Source organism: Neobacillus thermocopriae, assembly GCF_010975035.1.
Classification (GTDB): Bacteria; Bacillota; Bacilli; order Bacillales; family Cytobacillaceae; genus Neobacillus; species Neobacillus thermocopriae.
In genome coordinates, this window is the sequence record NZ_JAAIUV010000017.1 from 41670 (window position 1) to 59868 (window position 18199).

General features: G+C 35.6%; 20 protein-coding genes, 1 pseudogene and 1 riboswitch. Of the genes and pseudogenes, 16 read left to right on the forward strand and 5 right to left on the reverse strand.

Going from position 1 to position 18199, the window contains the following annotated elements:
* The first annotated feature begins 7 nt into the window (after window positions 1-7).
* From G4Z05_RS11390 to rlmH, 6 genes and pseudogenes are all read left to right on the forward strand, one after another.
* Window positions 8-802 (forward strand): MBL fold metallo-hydrolase, encoded by a 795-nt coding sequence (locus G4Z05_RS11390; RefSeq protein WP_163251997.1) that lies wholly within the window; start codon window positions 8-10, stop codon window positions 800-802.
* A 138-nt stretch (window positions 803-940) separates the two neighbouring features.
* A pseudogene (locus G4Z05_RS11395) lies at window positions 941-1467 on the forward strand (hypothetical protein).
* 57 nt (window positions 1468-1524) lie between these two features.
* The gene (locus tag G4Z05_RS11400) at window positions 1525-2124 is read left to right on the forward strand and encodes a dihydrofolate reductase family protein (RefSeq protein WP_163251998.1); all 600 of its coding nucleotides are present in this window, start codon (window positions 1525-1527) and stop codon (window positions 2122-2124) included.
* 280 nt (window positions 2125-2404) lie between these two features.
* Window positions 2405-3637: a S1C family serine protease gene (locus tag G4Z05_RS11405; protein ID WP_163251999.1), complete on the forward strand. Its 1233-nt coding sequence runs from the start codon at window positions 2405-2407 to the stop codon at window positions 3635-3637.
* Window positions 3638-3797: 160 nt separating this feature from the next.
* A complete protein-coding gene (locus G4Z05_RS11410; RefSeq protein ID WP_163252000.1) occupies window positions 3798-3956 on the forward strand; it encodes a CxxH/CxxC protein in 159 nt (52 codons plus the stop codon).
* 101 nt (window positions 3957-4057) lie between these two features.
* Window positions 4058-4537, forward strand: coding sequence for a 23S rRNA (pseudouridine(1915)-N(3))-methyltransferase RlmH (rlmH, locus tag G4Z05_RS11415; RefSeq protein ID WP_163252001.1), 480 nt, complete (start codon window positions 4058-4060; stop codon window positions 4535-4537).
* 62 nt (window positions 4538-4599) lie between these two features.
* Here the strand turns inward: rlmH and G4Z05_RS11420 are convergent, their stop codons facing one another.
* From G4Z05_RS11420 to G4Z05_RS11440, 5 genes are all read right to left on the reverse strand, one after another.
* A complete protein-coding gene (locus G4Z05_RS11420) occupies window positions 4600-4914 on the reverse strand; it encodes a DUF342 domain-containing protein (RefSeq protein WP_163252002.1) in 315 nt (104 codons plus the stop codon).
* 217 nt (window positions 4915-5131) lie between these two features.
* A complete protein-coding gene (locus G4Z05_RS11425) occupies window positions 5132-5524 on the reverse strand; it encodes a hypothetical protein (protein ID WP_163252003.1) in 393 nt (130 codons plus the stop codon).
* 279 nt (window positions 5525-5803) lie between these two features.
* Window positions 5804-6502: an ABC transporter ATP-binding protein gene (locus G4Z05_RS11430; protein WP_163252004.1), complete on the reverse strand. Its 699-nt coding sequence runs from the start codon at window positions 6500-6502 to the stop codon at window positions 5804-5806.
* Window positions 6502-7620: an ABC transporter permease gene (locus G4Z05_RS11435; RefSeq protein WP_163252005.1), complete on the reverse strand. Its 1119-nt coding sequence runs from the start codon at window positions 7618-7620 to the stop codon at window positions 6502-6504. The genes G4Z05_RS11430 and G4Z05_RS11435 overlap by 1 nt, the downstream gene beginning before the upstream one ends.
* Before the next feature lie 174 nt (window positions 7621-7794).
* Window positions 7795-8313 (reverse strand): PadR family transcriptional regulator, encoded by a 519-nt coding sequence (locus G4Z05_RS11440; RefSeq protein WP_163252006.1) that lies wholly within the window; start codon window positions 8311-8313, stop codon window positions 7795-7797.
* A 1058-nt stretch (window positions 8314-9371) separates the two neighbouring features.
* Between G4Z05_RS11440 and G4Z05_RS11445 the strand changes: the two genes are divergently transcribed.
* From G4Z05_RS11445 to G4Z05_RS11490, 10 genes are all read left to right on the forward strand, one after another.
* Window positions 9372-9920 (forward strand): flavodoxin family protein, encoded by a 549-nt coding sequence (locus G4Z05_RS11445; RefSeq protein ID WP_163252007.1) that lies wholly within the window; start codon window positions 9372-9374, stop codon window positions 9918-9920.
* Window positions 9921-10157: 237 nt separating this feature from the next.
* On the forward strand, window positions 10158-10724 hold the full coding sequence (locus tag G4Z05_RS11450; protein WP_163252008.1) for a biotin transporter BioY: 567 nt from the start codon (window positions 10158-10160) through the stop codon (window positions 10722-10724).
* A 54-nt stretch (window positions 10725-10778) separates the two neighbouring features.
* Complete coding sequence (locus tag G4Z05_RS11455) at window positions 10779-12245, forward strand: AMP-binding protein (protein ID WP_163252009.1); 1467 nt, start codon at window positions 10779-10781, stop codon at window positions 12243-12245.
* Window positions 12241-13335 (forward strand): acetyl-CoA C-acyltransferase, encoded by a 1095-nt coding sequence (locus G4Z05_RS11460; protein ID WP_163252026.1) that lies wholly within the window; start codon window positions 12241-12243, stop codon window positions 13333-13335. Before G4Z05_RS11455 ends, G4Z05_RS11460 begins: the two co-directional genes overlap by 5 nt.
* Window positions 13332-13727, forward strand: a complete 396-nt coding sequence (locus tag G4Z05_RS11465; protein WP_163252010.1) for a hotdog family protein — start codon at window positions 13332-13334, stop codon at window positions 13725-13727. Before G4Z05_RS11460 ends, G4Z05_RS11465 begins: the two co-directional genes overlap by 4 nt.
* Window positions 13724-14071, forward strand: coding sequence for a MaoC/PaaZ C-terminal domain-containing protein (locus G4Z05_RS11470; protein WP_163252011.1), 348 nt, complete (start codon window positions 13724-13726; stop codon window positions 14069-14071). The genes G4Z05_RS11465 and G4Z05_RS11470 overlap by 4 nt, the downstream gene beginning before the upstream one ends.
* A gap of 299 nt (window positions 14072-14370) precedes the next feature.
* Window positions 14371-14472: riboswitch (TPP riboswitch) on the forward strand.
* Between the two features lie 146 nt (window positions 14473-14618).
* Entirely contained in the window at window positions 14619-15305 is a 687-nt protein-coding gene (tenA, locus tag G4Z05_RS11475) for a thiaminase II (RefSeq protein ID WP_163252012.1), read from the forward strand.
* A complete protein-coding gene (locus G4Z05_RS11480; RefSeq protein WP_163252013.1) occupies window positions 15302-15898 on the forward strand; it encodes an ECF transporter S component in 597 nt (198 codons plus the stop codon). Before tenA ends, G4Z05_RS11480 begins: the two co-directional genes overlap by 4 nt.
* Complete coding sequence (locus G4Z05_RS11485; protein WP_163252014.1) at window positions 15876-17465, forward strand: ABC transporter ATP-binding protein; 1590 nt, start codon at window positions 15876-15878, stop codon at window positions 17463-17465. The genes G4Z05_RS11480 and G4Z05_RS11485 overlap by 23 nt, the downstream gene beginning before the upstream one ends.
* Complete coding sequence (locus G4Z05_RS11490; RefSeq protein WP_163252015.1) at window positions 17462-18193, forward strand: energy-coupling factor transporter transmembrane component T family protein; 732 nt, start codon at window positions 17462-17464, stop codon at window positions 18191-18193. The genes G4Z05_RS11485 and G4Z05_RS11490 overlap by 4 nt, the downstream gene beginning before the upstream one ends.
* Window positions 18194-18199: the final 6 nt, after the last annotated feature.

Genomic DNA, 18199 nt, shown 5'->3' on the forward strand with positions numbered 1-18199 from the left:
ATAATGTATGTCTTTACGTTATAGCATTCTGGCAAGTGGGAGTACGGGAAACGCACTGTATGTTGAGTCTGACGAACACTCCTTCCTTGTGGATGCAGGTTTAAGCGGCAAACAAATGGAGCAGCTTTTTCAGCAAATAGATCGGGATATCAGCAAGCTTTCTGCTATATTTGTCACTCATGAGCATAGTGATCATATTAAAGGAATTGGTGTCTTGGCCCGAAAATATAAATTGCCTGTATATGCAAATGAAAAAACATGGAAGGCGATGGAGAGCTCAGTAGGCGTAATACCGACTGAACAGAAGTTTGTTTTTAATATGGAAACTGTTCAAAGCTTCGGATCCGTAGATATTGAATCATTTGGTGTCTCCCATGATGCGGCTGAACCAATGTTTTATATTTTCCATCATTCCGGAAAAAAGCTTGTTCAAATTACGGATACCGGTTATGTAAGTGACCGAATGAAAGGCATTATTTCCAATGCGGATGTTTATATTTTTGAATCTAATCATGATGTCCATATGCTACGGATGGGAAGATATCCTTGGAGTATTAAACGACGTATTCTTAGCGATGTTGGACATGTTTCCAATGAAGATGCTGCACTGGCAATGAGTGATGTGATTGGGGACAGGACAAAACGAATCTATCTTGCCCATTTAAGTCTTGATAATAATATGAAAGACTTAGCGAGAATGTCGGTAACGCAAACATTAAAATCCCGTGGGATTATTGTTGGTGAGCAATTTGAGTTATATGATACCGATCCAAAGATCCCAACTATTTTAACAGCAGTTTAGTAGAAAAAGTGAGCAGATGAATGAATATCTGCTCACTTTTTTTGTTATGGTTCTGTTAAAGGTAAATGTTGATATTTGTACCTTTCCCTAATCTTGATATAATCTACATAGGAACAAATATTCGGGGATGTAGTCTAGGTGAGCAAAGCGTTTAGCCACTTGTTAAAGTATATCGACAAATTCCCACACACTAAAAAAGAATAAGTATATTAATGGGTTAAACGCTATGTTGAACCTTCTTCTTCTGCTAATGGTCCGTTAATTAATGTAATGAGAGAAACTCGTTTTAAGGAAGGGTTCGAGCGCCCACGGAATCGTATATGTTGTGGCAAAACTTTCATTGACACAACCAACAATGTCTTTGTACCGTACATGAAAAGGCAACGAATGGATTCCATTCGTTGATGGTATGTTCAAAGGATGTTCCCTGTTGCTGATATCGTAGAGGTTATTTGGGTTACGCTTTTCTATTGGAGGCACAAACTGTTAACGCCATTTTGAAGGGATCGTTGAAATTTAAAGGTGTGGCTACAAAATATCTCGATAATTACCTTGCTTGGTTTTTATTTGTTAATAGTCGTATTAATGAAAACATATTAACGCCTTTTGTTTTTGAAATGAAAGATACTTATAATAGCCTACGATTATCTAAATTCGTTGAGTAATTCTTATTCAACGGGGCAGAAGAAACAAAAATCTAATTGATAAAAGGATGAAGAGCTTTGACAAATAACGTAAAACAGAGAAGAATCATTTTAGATTTAGCCGTTTCTTTAGATGGATTTATTGAAGGGAAAAATGGAGAAGTTGATTGGTGCATTATGGATCCTGATATGGGGTTCACTGATTTCTTGAATCAAATTGATACTATTTTATATGGGAGAAAAAGCTACGATTTATGGGGACAATATGTTCCAAAAAATGAAGAGTCTGATACCGAAAAGGAAATTTGGAAATTGATTCATAGTAAAGAGAAATATGTGTTTTCCAGAACACAAAAAGAGTCTGATAATCAAGCAATATTTATAAATGATAATATTCTTGAAGAAATAAATAAATTGAAGAAAAAGTCTGGTAAAGACATCTGGCTATATGGTGGAGCAAGTCTCATTACAACTTTTATAAATTTAGGGCTTGTTGATGAATTTAGATTATCTATTCACCCTGTTGTTTTGGGAGAAGGAAAACCGTTGTTTATTGATATAAAACAGAGGATAAATTTAAAAATGGTTAGTACAAGAACGTTCTCTTCTGGAGTTGTTCAAATAATTTATCATTGGAATAGTAAAAATAATATCTATCATTCCAAAGATATAATGTAATAAATATTATAAGGCAATACTCGACAGTAGTTGTCGCTTATTCAAACAAAGGGGAAACCCATTATTTGTGGCTTTCCCTTAATATTATAGAATTGAACAGAGCCTTTGTTATAAAAAGAGAAGGAAGAACATGTCAATTTATTAAAAATATATGAACAATCTCGTAAGTTTTATGTAAAAAAATGCAATTTTTAAGTATTTTGTTTAGGAATGAGTATAATTGTAGGTATAAGGCCAAACTAAAAATTAGTCATTGTTTCAAAAGAGAGGAATGATTCAAATGGGGTATTATGATGATCATTCACCTAATCGCTATGAGGAGAAAAAAGGGAAAAAGGGAGGCTATCTAATTGCCAGTTTAGTTGGAGCTATTCTTGGAGCTTTGCTTGTTATCCTATCAATACCTGCTCTTTCCAAAATAGGAGTGATTCCTTATCACGTGGAACCGGATCAATCAGAAATAGTATCAAATACAAATACGAACCAGCCAGGTGTAGTAAAGCAGGTAGCCTATGATGTAAAAACAGATACAACGACTGCCATTGATAAGGCAGCCGATGCTGTTGTCGGAATTAATAATATCCAATCATCTAGGTTTTGGTTTGATAATAATACAAATTCAGAAGAGGCTGCTGGTACAGGTTCAGGAGTTGTTTATAAAAAAGAAGGAAAAGAGGCGTTTGTTGTTACCAATGCTCATGTAGTGGAAGGAGCTACTAGATTGGAAGTAAGCCTCTCAGATGGTACCAAGATTCCTGCCGAGCTACTAGGTAGTGATATTTGGACAGACTTGGCTGTACTAAAAATAGATGCAAGTAAAATTAAAAAGGTTGCTGAATTTGGTGACTCGGATACATTAAATATGGGTGAACCAGTGATTGCTATAGGAAATCCACTTGGACCAACATTCTCAGGTTCCGTCACTCAAGGGATTATTTCTGGACTTGAACGGGCTATTCCTGTGGACATTAATCAGGATGGGGTTGTCGACTGGCAGGCAGAAGTTCTACAAACAGATGCGGCCATTAATCCTGGGAATAGTGGCGGTGCCTTGATTAACATGGCTGGTCAGGTTGTCGGTATTAACTCCATGAAAATTGCTCAGAATGCAGTGGAAGGTATCGGTTTATCCATTCCGATAAATTCAGCAAAACCCATTATTAGTGACCTTGAAAAGTTTGGAACGGTTAAGAGACCCTATATGGGAGTCGATTTAAAATCTGTAGATGAAATACCAGCCTATTATCAGAAAGAGGCATTAAAACTTCCAGATGACGTTACTTATGGGGTCGCCATTCGTCAAGTTGTTCCAGGATCACCAGCTGCAGCGGCTGGATTGCGGGAACTGGATGTAATGGTTGAATTGGACGGGAATAAAATAAATGATGTGATTGAGCTTCGTAAGCATTTGTATCAGAAGAAAAAAATTGGAGAAAAAATGGAGGTTAAATTTTACCGAGACGGTAAGCTCCAAAAAACGACTATCAAATTGGCAAGTGATCAAACAGAATAACGTGATTGACGGGGAAGGTGATTCACTCACTTTCCTTTTTTCTTATGGTATGATAATGAGGTTCATGTTAAGTGTATGACCTATCAGTGAGTCGTTTAAAATATTAAGCAAATACAACAGATAAAGTATGAAAGAGTTTGGTTGTTTGGAGGGATGGAAAATGATTTATTGTTGTGAGGAACATGTAGGAGAAGCATTAGATACCATTGTGGAGCAATATGAAACTTTTCCAGTTTTAAATAAATTGGATGTGGATAATTTATTCACAAGCTGTGAATATTGCCAAAGTAGGGCTATATATATTGTGGCGAACAAGTGATTTCATACAATATGTGGACAAAAAATGTGAATATGTGGATAACTATTGTGGATATGTTGTTTGTAAGCTGTTTGTAACAAAAAAATAAAGGGTTGTGGATTGTGAATATCTCTATTATTACCGTTGGAAAATTAAAAGAAAAATATTTAAGGCAGGGAATTGAGGAGTATTTAAAACGGCTATCTTCTTATGCCAAAGTTGAAATTGTGGAAGTGGCGGATGAAAAGGCTCCGGAGGAACTGAGTGATCTAGAAATAAAACAGGTCAAACAAAAAGAAGGCGAAAGAATTTTAGCGAAGATTAGTCCTGATTCGCATGTTATTGCTCTTGCGATTCAGGGGAAAATGCAATCATCTGAAGAATTAGCAGAGACATTGGATAAACTGGCCACCTACGGAAAAAGTAAAATTACTTTTGTCATTGGCGGATCATTAGGGTTAAGTGATGAAGTAATAAAAAGGTCAAACGAGCAGCTATCTTTTTCGAAAATGACTTTCCCTCATCAATTAATGAGACTTATCTTGGTTGAGCAAATTTATCGGGCTTTTCGAATCAATCGAAATGAACCGTACCACAAATAGAGGTAAAAATTGTTGAAGATAAGGTGGTAATTCTTTATCGGAAGCGGGTATTGATAACCGTTTCAAGATATAACAAATGGATAAGTTACCTTTGAATCTATAGAACCAAATTGGATTGCAATCTCATTTTTTTCTGATTCTAATTCTCCTTTTTCATTGGAAACTTTCTGTAAACTTTCTTGCAGCATACCCACAGGGAGAGTGTTTTTCTCAAAGGCTTCCATATACTTTGCCTGTAATTGTTCAATTTCCTTTAACCGTTTTTCAATCTCTACTAGTTCTTTATTAAGTTGGCTTATCAAATGAGCGGAAAAGATTGTTAAAATATTTTTGTAGTAGTCAAAAGATTTACATATTTTGGTGAAAGTTAAAGACACTGGTATTAATAAACCAGTGTCTATTTTTTTGCCTTTTAAATCACTACGGAGAACCGTATCATAAGTAAATTCGATTTATAAAAAACACTTAGAACGTCTATAAAATAACGTTCTAAGTGGTCTTATGTTTAATCGTTTTGTTTAGATAAGGATCATTTACTAAGCTTATCTTAGCAATAGGATTCTCTAAGCTTCTTGACTCGCATTTATTAACAAGTTAATCTTCTTTTTCCACAAAAAATGTCACTAAAACAAATAGTAAAAATGCGAGTAATAGAAGCGTTCCGCCAATGATAAATAATATCATGACAAAAGTGTCGTTTAGGTTCAATGGATTTAAGTTGTACATCCACATACCAAACGTTAAGCCAAAAGCACCGAGCATGGATAAAATTGCATGTGCTGTTACTAACTTTTTATATTTTACACGGTATACTTTATAGAAAATTCCCCAGGCAAAAACTGATAGCCAGCAAACAAGTAACATGTGTGCGTGAATAGGTCGCAATGAATAATCCATGTTGCCTGACATTTTTGAGCCTAAAAATACACCGATTAAACCAAAGATCGCCGCAAAGCGAATTAAACGAATACTCCATTTTTGTTCCATTATTAATATCCTCCTATGATTGAGTATGTATCTGTTCTAAGCGTTAATATAATAGGTTCCAGCTGGTAAGTCTCTCTGTTTTATGACTATATAAGAGGACTTAAAAATGCTTACTCTTTCCCCTTTCCCCATTTACAAACAACCCCCTACTAATTAAAAGCAGGGGTATTGTTAAAAGTAAATTATTATTCATTTGGTGCTAAAGTCGAATCAACCTCTGAAATATTGATTACTCTCCCCAAGACCGGGGATTTTTGTTCAGTGTAATTTGGATCTGTATTAGCCTCTTGATAAACTGAAAGAATCATCAAGTTTAAGTTTGCCATCTTCCATTTGATACACTTTATCGCAGTATTCCAGCATCCGTTCGTCATGGGTGACCATAATCGCTGCTTTGTTTCTTGTTTTTGCTTCTTTAGCTATGAGTTGAACCACTTCATGGGCGTTTTTCGAATCAAGACTTGCTGTTGGTTCATCTGCCAGAATAATAGAAGGATTGTTTATAAAAGCTCGAGCAATTGCGACTCGTTGGCGTTCTCCTCCAGATAATTGTTCAGGTAATTTTTCCAGCTTTGCTGCTAATCCGAGGCTTTGTAATAATTCTTTAGCGTATTCCTTATCTTCCTTTACAAGTTTTCCTGACATTCTTTTCACTACAAGTAATTGTTCCAGAACATTTAAATAAGGGACAAGATTACTGGTTTGTAGGATAAAGCCTATTTCCTTCAGTCGTAATTGTGCTAAATCCTTAGGCCTTAATTCATTAAGGCTCTTACCATTAATGACGACCTCGCCTTTGGTTGCATGAAGTAATGCACCTGCAATCGCTAGAAATGTACTTTTACCTGAACCTGATGGGCCAATGACAGCAATAAACTCGCCTTGTTTTACCGTTAGGGAGACATCATCAAGGGCAAGAACTTGATTTTCACCCTGTTGATACAGTTTAGAGACATTCTTGAATTGTATTACTGACATTATTCCATCCTCCCAATCGCTTGAAGCGGATCTATTTTTGTAATTTTTCGAACGGAAACCAAGGAACTTAAAATCGAAACTACGAGTAATAAAAGGGCATAAAGGACAACTAATTGAGTATTAAGTGAAAATGGCATTTCATCCGGAAGAATAAGGGCTGTCCCATAGGTTAACAAGATTCCTGCCACAATACTAATTGATGATAAAAGAAATACTTGGGATACAATAGCTTTTCCGAGAAAACGATTGCTGGCACCAATGGCTTTTAAAATGCCAAACTGATTGGACTTTTGTAAGGTAAGTACATAAAAGAATACTCCTATTACAAATGCCGAGATGGCCAAAAGGAAGGTAAGCATCATCATAATCGTGCCATTCTCTTCTTTATAACCAGGCATTCCCTGTATGGCTGCGGCTTTGGTTACTGTTTCCGTATTCTCGAAGTGCTGATTGATTTTCTTTGGGTCAATTTTTTCCCCTTGCAGCATAATTGCATTTACAGGTTTCTCAATTCCTTTATCAGAACCTGGTGCTGCAAATTGAATAGAGCGCCATTTATCAAGAGTAGTAAAAATAGCAGGTAAATGGTTGTATGTTTCATTTTTAACAAACCCTACAATTTTTATTTTTTCTAATGATCCTTCTATTTCCAGTGTATCACCAATCTTAAAGCCTTTTTTCTTTAACGTATCATTGGCTATAACCTCTAAAGGCTTATTTGCTTGAAGTGGCTTACCTTCAATCACACTCGGCTCTAGAAAACTGCCAGGTGTTATTCCCAAGATGGCAATATCTACTTTTTCTTTACCATCAGAAGCCGAATAAAATACGGTTCCCATGGTTGCACCCATTGCTGATGCAGCTGTAACATTCGTTTGGTGTTCCAGTTTTTTTACCAATGATTCACTCAATAATGATCGGCTCATAGAGGCTCTTGATCCTTCTTCAAAAGTTACATAATGGACATCCATATTTTTAAATGTTGCCGCACTAAGAGTGGAAAGGCCATTACCCAGTCCAGAAAGAATAAATACCAACCATGCAATCAGGACAGTAATAACACCAATCATTGTAAATCGTAATTTCCCATGCTTTAACTCTCTTATCGCAAGAAACAATGTATGCCACTCCTTCTATGAAAAAATTTTAGTTGTATTTGACTATTAAAGTTTATTAGTTTTTTGTGATTAGTCAAATGTGACTATATGCATAAAAAATTATTTGTTTATTGTTTTTGCGTTTTATAATAAAAAAAAGAACCCTTAGTGGTTCGATTGATACCTAAATATATATTAATCCGAATGAAGAAGACGTTGAATGGTTTTTTCAAGAAAGGAAATTTCTGCTTCCAACATTGTAATTTTATGTTCAACTGCAAGATTAACACCAGTTTGATTTACATGGACCGGAGTTTGTTTAAATTGATCAATTAGTTTTTTGTTTTTCTTTAATCGTTCTTTCAAGGCTGGTATTGCTTGGTTCATAGGAAGAAAATCAATAAACATTAACCCAATATCCCCTTGATAATTAACATTTTCAGCAGAAGACAGATTATCCAATAGTAATTGGTAAAAATACTTTCGGCCGCTTTCATTTATAGAATACACTTTGCGGATGGGTCTATTTCCTTCTTGCTCTAACTTAATATCAATAAAGCCCTTTTGATTTAGTTTATCTAGCGTAGCGTAAGCAGTAGGCTTTTTCATATCAGTAACTATACTTAAGTTTTTTTCAATGAATTCATTAATCTGATATCCGTGTTGACTTTGTCCCATTAGTAACCCAAGTAGAATAAGTGAGCGATGTTCCAACGATATCTTCCTTTCTTTCACACTCTTTTATATTCTCTCTTATATTTTATAGGTAGTCAAATTGAGTGTTAATCTAGTTCTTTATTAGTAACTTATGGAGAGCTATACCATTTATGTCGTAAAGATGATAAAACTGAGCACTGTTAACGCAGAAGAAGAACCAACTAGTACTGTAATAATTGGTGCTGGAGAGTCAGTGCACCTATTGTCTGTTTCTATTTCTTAAAGAGTTCAAGACTGCCTTTCCAAAAGTTAAGTTTGTCTAGTTTAAATTGGAGCCCTGCTCCTGTTAAAATCAATCACTTTCCTAGATGTTCACATAAGGGTTTGCTAATTTCATTTTTAGAGCTTTAATTTGTGTAGGCACATTTGATTGGACAAGTTTTAGATCTTCTGCGGCATTTTTAAAAGTTATTAATTGTTTACTATCTATATTAACAGGACCCCATAATCGTTTTTTTGATTTATTTAATCGGAATAATCATCTTTATTGATTTTTACATCCATTATAAGGTATAAGCAATTAAGGAACAAATAGTTAAATGGATTGATGGCCATAAACATTAAGAGACCGGAAAAGAGTAAGATGACTACATTTTTGATTTTTGGGGAATAAAATTTACCGGTTATATTCTTGGAAATGGAAATAAACCTGAAAAAGTATTGCAAGACAAACTAGTATTTTTCGCAGCAACATAAATGTGAAATCAATTAACTGAAACATTTGAAATTAACGATCAAAATGGGTTCATAGAGAAGGAAGAAACTTGCGAGACCTTGGGAACATGGGAATAAGTATTTTTATTGGTTTAGATATCTAAGATTCTGCAGGAGTGCCAACCGATTGGGGTAATAATTAACCCAATCAATTTGTATATTAGGAAATTTAAAATACCATTTAGGTGTGATACAGTAAACTGTATCATAAGTGAATGATTTTTTTAGAATCAAAAGGAGAGGACCTAATTATAAATATAGGATTTTTCACGACTAGTAAAAATCCTTTTAGGACAAATAAGTAGTAAATTCTCAATTTAAAGGAAAAGGAGAAATGAAAAATGTCAATAGCAGTTATATATGGTGGAACCCGTCCTAATGGAAATTCGGAGAAACTGACAGAATTAGTCATTCAAGATATAGCTACAGAAAAAATTTATTTAAGAGATTTTAATATTCAACCCATTATAGACATGCGTCACTCGGAAGATGGTTTTCAGGAAAGAAATGATGATTATAATTCAATCATTGATCGTATACTCCCACATGACATTTTAATATTCTCTACTCCAATTTATTGGTATAGCATGTCAGGAACAATGAAAAACTTTATTGATCGATGGTCGCAAACTTTAAGGGACCCAAAATATCCTGGTTTCAAGAGTAAAATGGCTTCAAAAAAAGCATTTGTTATTGCTGTTGGAGGAGATGCCCCTTACATTAAAGGACTGCCTATGATTCAGCAATTTCAATACATTTTTGATTTTATTGGAATGGAATTTGCTGGATATATTCTTGGGAATGGAAACAAACCTGAAGAAGTACTACAAGATAAAGTAGCACTTTTCGCAGCAACTCAAATGCGAAATCAATTAATTGAAAACATTTGAAATGAACCATCAAAATGGGCTCATGGAAAGGTTAAAACATATTATGACACAAAAAAGTTAAATTTGCTTATATGAAAAAAGACTTGGAATACCAAGTCTTTTTTTTATTCTTGGAAGTATTTTTCTTTTTAAAACGAAATATGTTAACCATATTTATTATTTGGTTGACTTTTAACGTGAGTTTAGAATATTATTGTAATTAATTTAATCGATATTTATTACGAGGGAATGAAAAGAATGAAACTTAAAGAAATTACCTTTATAGCATTGTTTGCTGCTTTTATGGGGGCTCTAGGTATTGTACCACCTATTACTCTTTCGTTTACACCTGTACCTATTACATTGCAAACATTAGGTGTACTCCTTGCAGGGGGAGTATTAGGAGCAAGATTAGGAGCGATCAGCCAAATTGTCTTTTTACTGTTAGTTGCGGCTGGTGTACCTCTTTTATCGGGAGGCAGAGGCGGTTTAAGTGTGTTTGTTGGACCGAGTGTTGGTTACTTAATTTCTTGGCCCATTACAGCATTTGTTATTGGATATTTATTATCGTTTATAGCAAATGTAAAACTGCATCATGTTTTATTAATTAATCTAACAGTTGGAATCCTACTTATCTATTTAATTGGTATACCCGTTCAGGCATTGATGATGCACATTTCAGTATTAGATGCGGTAAAAATAAGTTTAGTTTACCTTCCTGGGGATGTTTTAAAAGCAGTACTAGCTTCCATTTTAGTTTACAGACTAAGAAAACACCCGGTTTTTTCAAGTTCACTAGCAACGATTTATCCCAAATGTAATTAAAATTTTTTTAATGAAAAGAGGCATATTGATAAGTCTTTTATAGAGGCGATATTAATGGGTAATATAACTGAATCTTATGAATTTTCCGCTAAAAATTTTCCAAACAAAATAGCCATCCAAACTGATCATCAACAAATTAATTATAAAAATTGGAGTGAATTGGTCAATCAAACGGCAAATTGGCTTTACTCACTACATTCCGAAAATAAAATAATAGGAATCCATTTGCCTAATGGAATTCCTTTCCTACAGCTCTTTGCAGGGGCTGCTAAGGCCGGATGGATTGCAGTTCCATTAGATTTGAAATGGAAAACCATTGAGTTAGAAGAGAGAGTAAAAATTTGCAATCCGTCAATTATTGTCACAACAAAAGAAATTTTCTATCGGAATAAACATATGATTCCAAATTTAAAGAGTTTGGATGACATTTTACAGGAAATCTCCCAGTTTGAAGTCAATATCATTAGGGATACTCAAGAAGACTTACCTTTTTACATAGGATTTACATCTGGTACAACTGGAAAGCCAAAGGCATTTGTTCGCTCCCAGAAATCATGGCTGGCAAGCTTTGAGTGTAACCGTATGGATTTCGAATTAAATGAATTGGATCATATTTTCATTCCTGGAGCATTAATTCACTCCCATTTTCTTTATGGAGCCATTAGCACCTTATATTTAGGGGGGACTGTCTATCTATTAGACAAATTTTCGCCGATTAAGGGACATTTATGGATACAATCTTACCCGATTACAACGATGTATGTCGTTCCAACAATGCTAGAAGCCTTTCAGAAACAAGGAATTCTAATCAATCAACCGATAAAAGTCCTTTCATCGGGTGCAAAGTGGTCTGAAAGGTTGAAATTGGAGATTCGTAATCATTTCCCCAAGATGACCATGTATGAGTTTTATGGGGCTAGTGAATTGAGTTTTATTACTGTACTTTCTGAAAGAGATGGGTTCAAGAAGGCTGCATCTGTTGGGAAGCCTTGTTCTGGTGTAGAGGTACAAATTCGGCTAAAAGATCAAAGCTTAGCAAGGCCCAATGAGATTGGAAAGGTCTATGTAAGGAGTGAACTGATAATAACCGGATATATGGATTCTGATGGAAGGACTGTTCATTCGATTCGGGATGAAGAAGGATGGGCTACTGTCCATGATATGGGTTATTTTGACGAAGATGGCTATTTATATATTACAGGCCGTGAACAAAATATGATTTTATATGGTGGAATTAATATTTTTCCTGAAGAAGTAGAAAAAGTGATTTCTTTGCATCCGGACGTTGAGGAGGTTGCCGTAATAGGTTTACCAGATTCGTATTGGGGTCAGGTTGTGACTGCTGTAGTAAAAGGGAACGGAAGCTCATTAGAGTTAAAAAGACTATGTAATAAGTATTTATCTTCTTATAAAATTCCCCGCAAATGGTTTTTTTTATCTGAAATGCCATATACAACGAGTGGAAAGATTGCTCGTGCGGAGCTAATAAAACAATTGGAAAGAAAGGTGACCAGTAATTAAAAGAGCAGTCATTGTCCTTGCGAAACGTACACCAATTGGAAAAGTAAAAGGAATTTTGCGAGATATTCAGCCGCATGAACTTGTCGCTCCACTCCTCCAGTATTTAGCAAATAGATTGGAAGATAAGATAGATGACATTATTTTGGGGAATGTTGTTGGACCAGGTGGAAATATAGCTAGGGTCGCAGCCTTGGAAGCAGGATTACCTCTTTCTGTAACAGGGCTTACCATTGATCGTCAATGCAGTGCGGGATTAGAAGCTATTCGAATGGCATGTTACTATATCCAAGGCGGAGCCGGCTGTTGTTATATTGCTGGTGGTGTAGAAAGCGCGAGTACTTCGCCGTTTCCATCCAGAGCAAGATTCTCACCTGTACAAATTGGCGACCCTGATATGGGTGTTGCTGCGGAAAATGTAGCAGAAAAATATGCTATTTCAAAAGAATTACAAGATAAATATGCACTTTTAAGTTACGAGCGCACTTGGGTGGCGTACGAAAAGGGGTATTTTACTCAAGAAATCATTCCGATTAAGGAAAACCACCAGGATGAAGAATTACTTAGAAAAAGAAAGCTAGAAACTCTACTAAAAAGGGCGAAACCAATATTTAAAAAAAACGGTACGGTTACTGCAGCGAACAGTTGCGGTATTCATGATGGTGCTTCAGCTGTTCTTGTCATGGAAGAAAAAGTAGCTTTAAAACATGGTTACCAGCCTATCCTGAGATTTTTGGACAGCGAAGTCTCAGCTGTACATCCTAATTTTCCCGGGGAAGCCCCTATTCCAGCTATCCAAGCCTTATTAAAAAGAAATTTGTTAACCGTTGCGGATATAGATTTAATTGAAATCAATGAAGCATTTTCTTCGAAGATAGTCGCCTGTATGAAAGAACTTTCTATTCCTTGTGACAAAATAAATGTTCATGGAGGAGCTTTAACATTAGGACATCCTTATGGGGCTTCAGGAAGTATTTTGATCACGAGGCTTTTCTATGAAGTCCAAAGACGAAAGAATACTAAATATGTACTAGCGGCACTAGGCAGTGCTGGAGGAATCGGAGAAGCAATCCTATTCGAGGTGGTAACATGAAATCGAAGGAATTTGAAGTAATCTTTACCCAAGAAGATGTGAGACAATTTGTCCAATTAATTGGTGATCAAAATGTTATCTATCAATGTCCTGAAAGGGTTCAAGATGATCATTTCGAAAAAATCCCACTTCCTCCAACCATGCCAATGATAGCTTATAAATGGCTTAAAATCCCATGGGAACTTCAACAGCCTATTATTCATCGGAAACAGAAAAGCACTCAACATCAAAGAATGTATACAGATGAGATCTATAGGGCAATAGTGGAAGTGACAGAACCATTTCAACGTCAAAATTTTACTTTTATTAAACAAACTCTTTATTTATATAATGATGAAGGTCAACTTTGTTTTGAAGGAGAATCAGATTTGATTTTGGAAGATTTGACATGAAAAACTTTACCTTTCATATTACTGAAGAAGAGGTTAAACAATATGCTAAGATTTCAGGTGATAACAATCCCGTTCATTTAGATATAGAAGTGGCAAAACAACAAGGGTTTTCAAATAAAATTGCCCATGGGATGTTAACAGTAGCCAAAGTGTTAGGGATAGTTTCAAACGAAATTCTCGCTCCACAAGAGTGGGTGTATAGGCATGAATTTACCTTTACCTCACCAGTATATTTGGGAGATCAAATAACTTTGAGTATCAAACAATTGGATAATAAAATTATAGTAGAAGGAAAGTGCAGGAAACGAGTAGTCATAAAAGGATGGTTGATAGTAACTAGATGAAATCCCCGATGAACATAAAAAACAAATGATAAATCGTGCAATCATATGGGATCGCACGATTTGTTTCATAATGTAGAAGTTAAAAGTTACATAGATAAGCTGAATCTTATTTTGATATGTTATGGTGAACCATACCAAAAATAGAGAAAGTTCTTTTATATTCATTTGCTTTAAATATACTAGAATTAAACTGTTTTTTTATTTTTTTTCAAATATAATCGTGTGGCCTATGAATAAATTTTATTGACTTTAATGAAAAGTGTGTGTAAAGTGGTAATTGAACTAAATAGGAAATTAAAGGAAGACACTAGGGGAGCCTTTTTTGGCTGAGACGGGAATATCCCGGACCCTTTGAACCTGATCTAGTTCATACTAGCGTAGGAAAGTGGAGTCCGTGCATGAGTATATGTATACATGGGTATATTTATACATAGTATATTTATATTTATTCTGCCGCTCCATTTTTGGAGCGGTTTTTTTTGTTTCACTTTAAAGCTGCTTCCTAACTAGCGTCTTCCGATTACAACTAACTAAGGAGGAAATTGGTATGAGTTTTTCTGCAGAACTAAGAAAAGAAGCAAATCCTATTTTTAATGCTATTTTTGAACATCCTTTTGTTCAAGGTATTGCAAATGGAGATTTGAAGAAGGAGCAACTAATTCATTATGTCAAACAAGATTTTGAGTATTTAAGTTCCTTTATACGAATCTATGGAATTGCTATTTCAAAGTGTGAAAATCGCGAGGATATGGAAATGTTTAATAAGCAAATTTCCTTTATCTTAAACAGTGAAACACATCCTCATAATAACTTTTGTCAAGTTGCAGGAGTTTCCTACGAAGAATTACAGGGATTTCCTTTGGCTCCCTCTGCCCATCAATACATTCGTCATATGCTAACGGTTGCTCATGAAGGAACATTGGGAGAAATTATCGCTGTCTTATTACCATGCCCGTGGACTTATTGGGAAATTGGAAAACGGCTATTAAAAGAAGTAAATCCAGACCGCTCTCATCCATTTTATGAATGGATCAATTTCTATGGCAATCGTACAGATTCCATTACAACGAAGTTTTGTGAGCGTCTCGATGAATGGGCAAAGGATGCGACAAGCAAAGAAAAAGAAAAAATGAAGGAACATTTCTTACTTAGCTGTCAGCTAGAATATATGTTTTGGGATATGGCTTTTAAACTCGAAGAATGGCCTGTAAAAATGGAGGTAGTACCTTCATGACTTGGAAGATGAAAGAAGTGGTTCTAGCCGTTATTTTATCCGTAATTTGCGGTGTGATTTATCTAGGATGGTCTACACTGTGGCTTCCTATTTCTTCTCTTGTAGGTCCTGTCGGTGCTGGTTTCATGTTTGGCATCTGGGTAATTGCCAGCCCTATTGTTGCCTACATTATCCGTAAACCAGGTGCTGCATTTGTAGCAGAAGTTGCGGCAGCAGCAGTGGAATTATTAACGGGGAGCCATTTTGGTTTATCTGCCTTGTTAGTAGGGGTCTTTCAAGGAATGGGTTCTGAAATTGCTTTTGCCATATTTAGATACAAGCGGTACAACCTTCTAACCTTAATGCTATCTGGTGCCTTGGCGGCCGTTTTTGCAATGATTTATAACTTGTTGGCAAATGGTTTTGGATACTACTCTACAGGTTTATTATTGACGACGTTAGGAATTCATGTGGTAAGCGGCATCATTCTTGGCGGTTGGTTAGCAAAGGTAGTGGTGGACGCACTGGCCAAAACAGGTGTATTAGAACAATATGCCATTATGAAAGAAAGAAGAAAAAAGGGAGACATCAATGGACATGTTTCTGGGCTGTAAAGATCTTTCTGTCCGCTTTTATAACCGTTCTGAAAAAATACTTAATAATATTACGCTATCCATCCATAAAGGGGAAAAAGTATTAATACTTGGGCCTAGCGGGAGTGGGAAATCAACTTTAATTTCCACTCTTGCTGGGATTATTCCGGAGTATATGGAGGCAGAAGTTACAGGACAAGTATTTCTGCGAGAAAATGTGGGTGTTATGTTTCAAGATCCTGATTCTCAATTTTGTATGCTTCATGTGGATGAAGAGATAGCTTTTAGCCTTGAGAACCGCTCCATTCCTCGAAGTGAAATGGATGAAATCATTTCATATTTGATGAATCAAGTAGGTTTAAAAATAGATAAAAAAACCTCCATTGAAACATTATCAGGTGGTATGAAACAAAGGCTGGCTTTGGCTTGTTTACTAGCTTTGGAACCAGAAGTGTTGTTTTTTGATGAACCAACAGCCCAGTTAGACCCTGCTGGAAGAAAAGAAATATTTGAGTTATTACATAACTTATCTCAAAAGACCAATCAAACGATGGTATTTGTCGAACATGTTTTAGACGGCTGTATTGAATGGATGGACCGGGTGATTATGATAAATGAGGGCGGAAGAGTAATTGGAGATGGGAAACCAGTGGACATTCTCCGTCATTTTAATAACGAAATGAAAAAAGCAGGAATTTGGCGGCCGAAGCTTTTTCCGTACAAGTGGAGCGAAGTTATTGAAAACCCCTCTCATCCATTATCTATTAAATTATCAAAAGAGCTAGAAACAAAGTGTCAAGTTAAAACAAGAGAATACGGAAATGAGAATCCGATCATTTATACAGAAGATTTGGAAATAGGCTATGGAAAGAAGTCAATTGTAAAAGATATTAACTTAGTGATAGGTAAAGGGGAATGGATTTCCATTGTTGGAGAAAACGGAAGTGGAAAAAGCACGTTGCTGAAAAGCTTAATTGGCTTGGAGCCAATAAATAAAGGGAAAATATACATTCAAGGTAAGGATCTAAAGAAATGGTCCGATCGTGAATTGTTTGAAAGAGCAGGTTTTGTCTTTCAAAATCCAGAACTTCAATTTTTAGCAGACACAGTATTTGAGGAAATTGCTTTTGGCGGACGGCAGAGAAATTGGCCGAAAGAGTCCATTCATGCCAAAACAAAAAAACTGTTACAGGAGTTTGGTTTGGAAGCTTATCAGAACGAACATCCTTTAACTCTTAGTTTGGGACAAAAACGGCGGTTGAGTGTGGCAACCATGTTATTGTTTGATCAAGTGTTATTATTGCTTGATGAACCAACATTTGGTCAAGATGAAAAAACAGCAAGTGAATTAATTAAAAAACTAAAAGAAAGACAGGAACAAGGAACAACGATCATTATGGTCACTCACGATATGGATTTGGTAGATCATTATTCCGATCAAGTCTTGCTTTTAAATAAAGGAAAAGTAGTTTATCAGGGAACGCCATATGGTTTATTTTCTGACGAGGCTCTTTTATGGGAAACTAAGATCATACCACCCCTTCATTATCAGCTAATGCATGCACGAAGGGAGCGAGTATTAGTATGAAAGCAAACACTTCATTCTTAGCTACTCTTAATCCTTCCTGTAAGTTGTTTGCCCATTTATTTGTTATGTTTCTATTGATGAACATTACGAATATGAAAGGGACATTCTTTATATGGATTTTAGCTGTTCTTATCGGCATTTTTTTAGGCGGATGGAGAATCACGTATTTTTTAAAAAGGTTATTTCCTTATTTTGGATTTTTTGTTTTAATTTTTTGGATGATGGCTGCTTTTGGGGAAGGACAGGAAACGATTTGGCAATGGGCATGGTTCCATATTACGAAAGAAAGCTTGAATCACGGCCTGACGATTGCTTTACGGATGTTAGCGTTTGTCACGTATGGATTATTATTTACTTCTACAACCGACTTAACATTGTTCATTATGAGTTTAATCCATCAATGCAAACTTTCACCTAAATGGGCATATGGACTATTAGCAGGGCTGCGCTTTATCCCCTTATTCCAATCTGAACTTAACCAAATGAAGACTGCTCATAAAGTTAGAGGATATAAGGAAAAAAATGGGTGGAAGGCTTTTAAAAGGTATGCGTTGCCGTTATTTACACATGGAATCAGGAAATCTGAAAGAATAGCGATTGCGATGGAAGCACGTGGATTTACTGGAACAAAGAATAGAACTTATTATCGCACCACTAAAATTGGATCAAGAGACTGGGCCTATTTACTTTCTTTAGTATCTGTTGTCATAGGAATGACTTTTTTATAATAGCAC

Excerpts from the sequence above, each read along its gene's own strand:
- G4Z05_RS11390 (WP_163251997.1), top strand. The coding sequence starts at position 8 with ATGTCTTTACGTTATAGCATTCTGGCAAGTGGGAGTACGGGAAACGCA.
- G4Z05_RS11405 (WP_163251999.1), top strand. The coding sequence starts at position 2,405 with ATGGGGTATTATGATGATCATTCACCTAATCGCTATGAGGAGAAAAAA.
- G4Z05_RS11410 (WP_163252000.1), top strand. The coding sequence starts at position 3,798 with ATGATTTATTGTTGTGAGGAACATGTAGGAGAAGCATTAGATACCATT.
- G4Z05_RS11425 (WP_163252003.1), bottom strand. The coding sequence starts at position 5,524 with ATGGAACAAAAATGGAGTATTCGTTTAATTCGCTTTGCGGCGATCTTT.
- G4Z05_RS11430 (WP_163252004.1), bottom strand. The coding sequence starts at position 6,502 with ATGTCAGTAATACAATTCAAGAATGTCTCTAAACTGTATCAACAGGGT.
- G4Z05_RS11445 (WP_163252007.1), top strand. The coding sequence starts at position 9,372 with ATGTCAATAGCAGTTATATATGGTGGAACCCGTCCTAATGGAAATTCG.
- G4Z05_RS11450 (WP_163252008.1), top strand. The coding sequence starts at position 10,158 with ATGAAACTTAAAGAAATTACCTTTATAGCATTGTTTGCTGCTTTTATG.
- G4Z05_RS11455 (WP_163252009.1), top strand. The coding sequence starts at position 10,779 with ATGGGTAATATAACTGAATCTTATGAATTTTCCGCTAAAAATTTTCCA.
- G4Z05_RS11465 (WP_163252010.1), top strand. The coding sequence starts at position 13,332 with ATGAAATCGAAGGAATTTGAAGTAATCTTTACCCAAGAAGATGTGAGA.
- G4Z05_RS11470 (WP_163252011.1), top strand. The coding sequence starts at position 13,724 with ATGAAAAACTTTACCTTTCATATTACTGAAGAAGAGGTTAAACAATAT.
- tenA (WP_163252012.1), top strand. The coding sequence starts at position 14,619 with ATGAGTTTTTCTGCAGAACTAAGAAAAGAAGCAAATCCTATTTTTAAT.
- G4Z05_RS11480 (WP_163252013.1), top strand. The coding sequence starts at position 15,302 with ATGACTTGGAAGATGAAAGAAGTGGTTCTAGCCGTTATTTTATCCGTA.
- G4Z05_RS11485 (WP_163252014.1), top strand. The coding sequence starts at position 15,876 with ATGGACATGTTTCTGGGCTGTAAAGATCTTTCTGTCCGCTTTTATAAC.
- G4Z05_RS11490 (WP_163252015.1), top strand. The coding sequence starts at position 17,462 with ATGAAAGCAAACACTTCATTCTTAGCTACTCTTAATCCTTCCTGTAAG.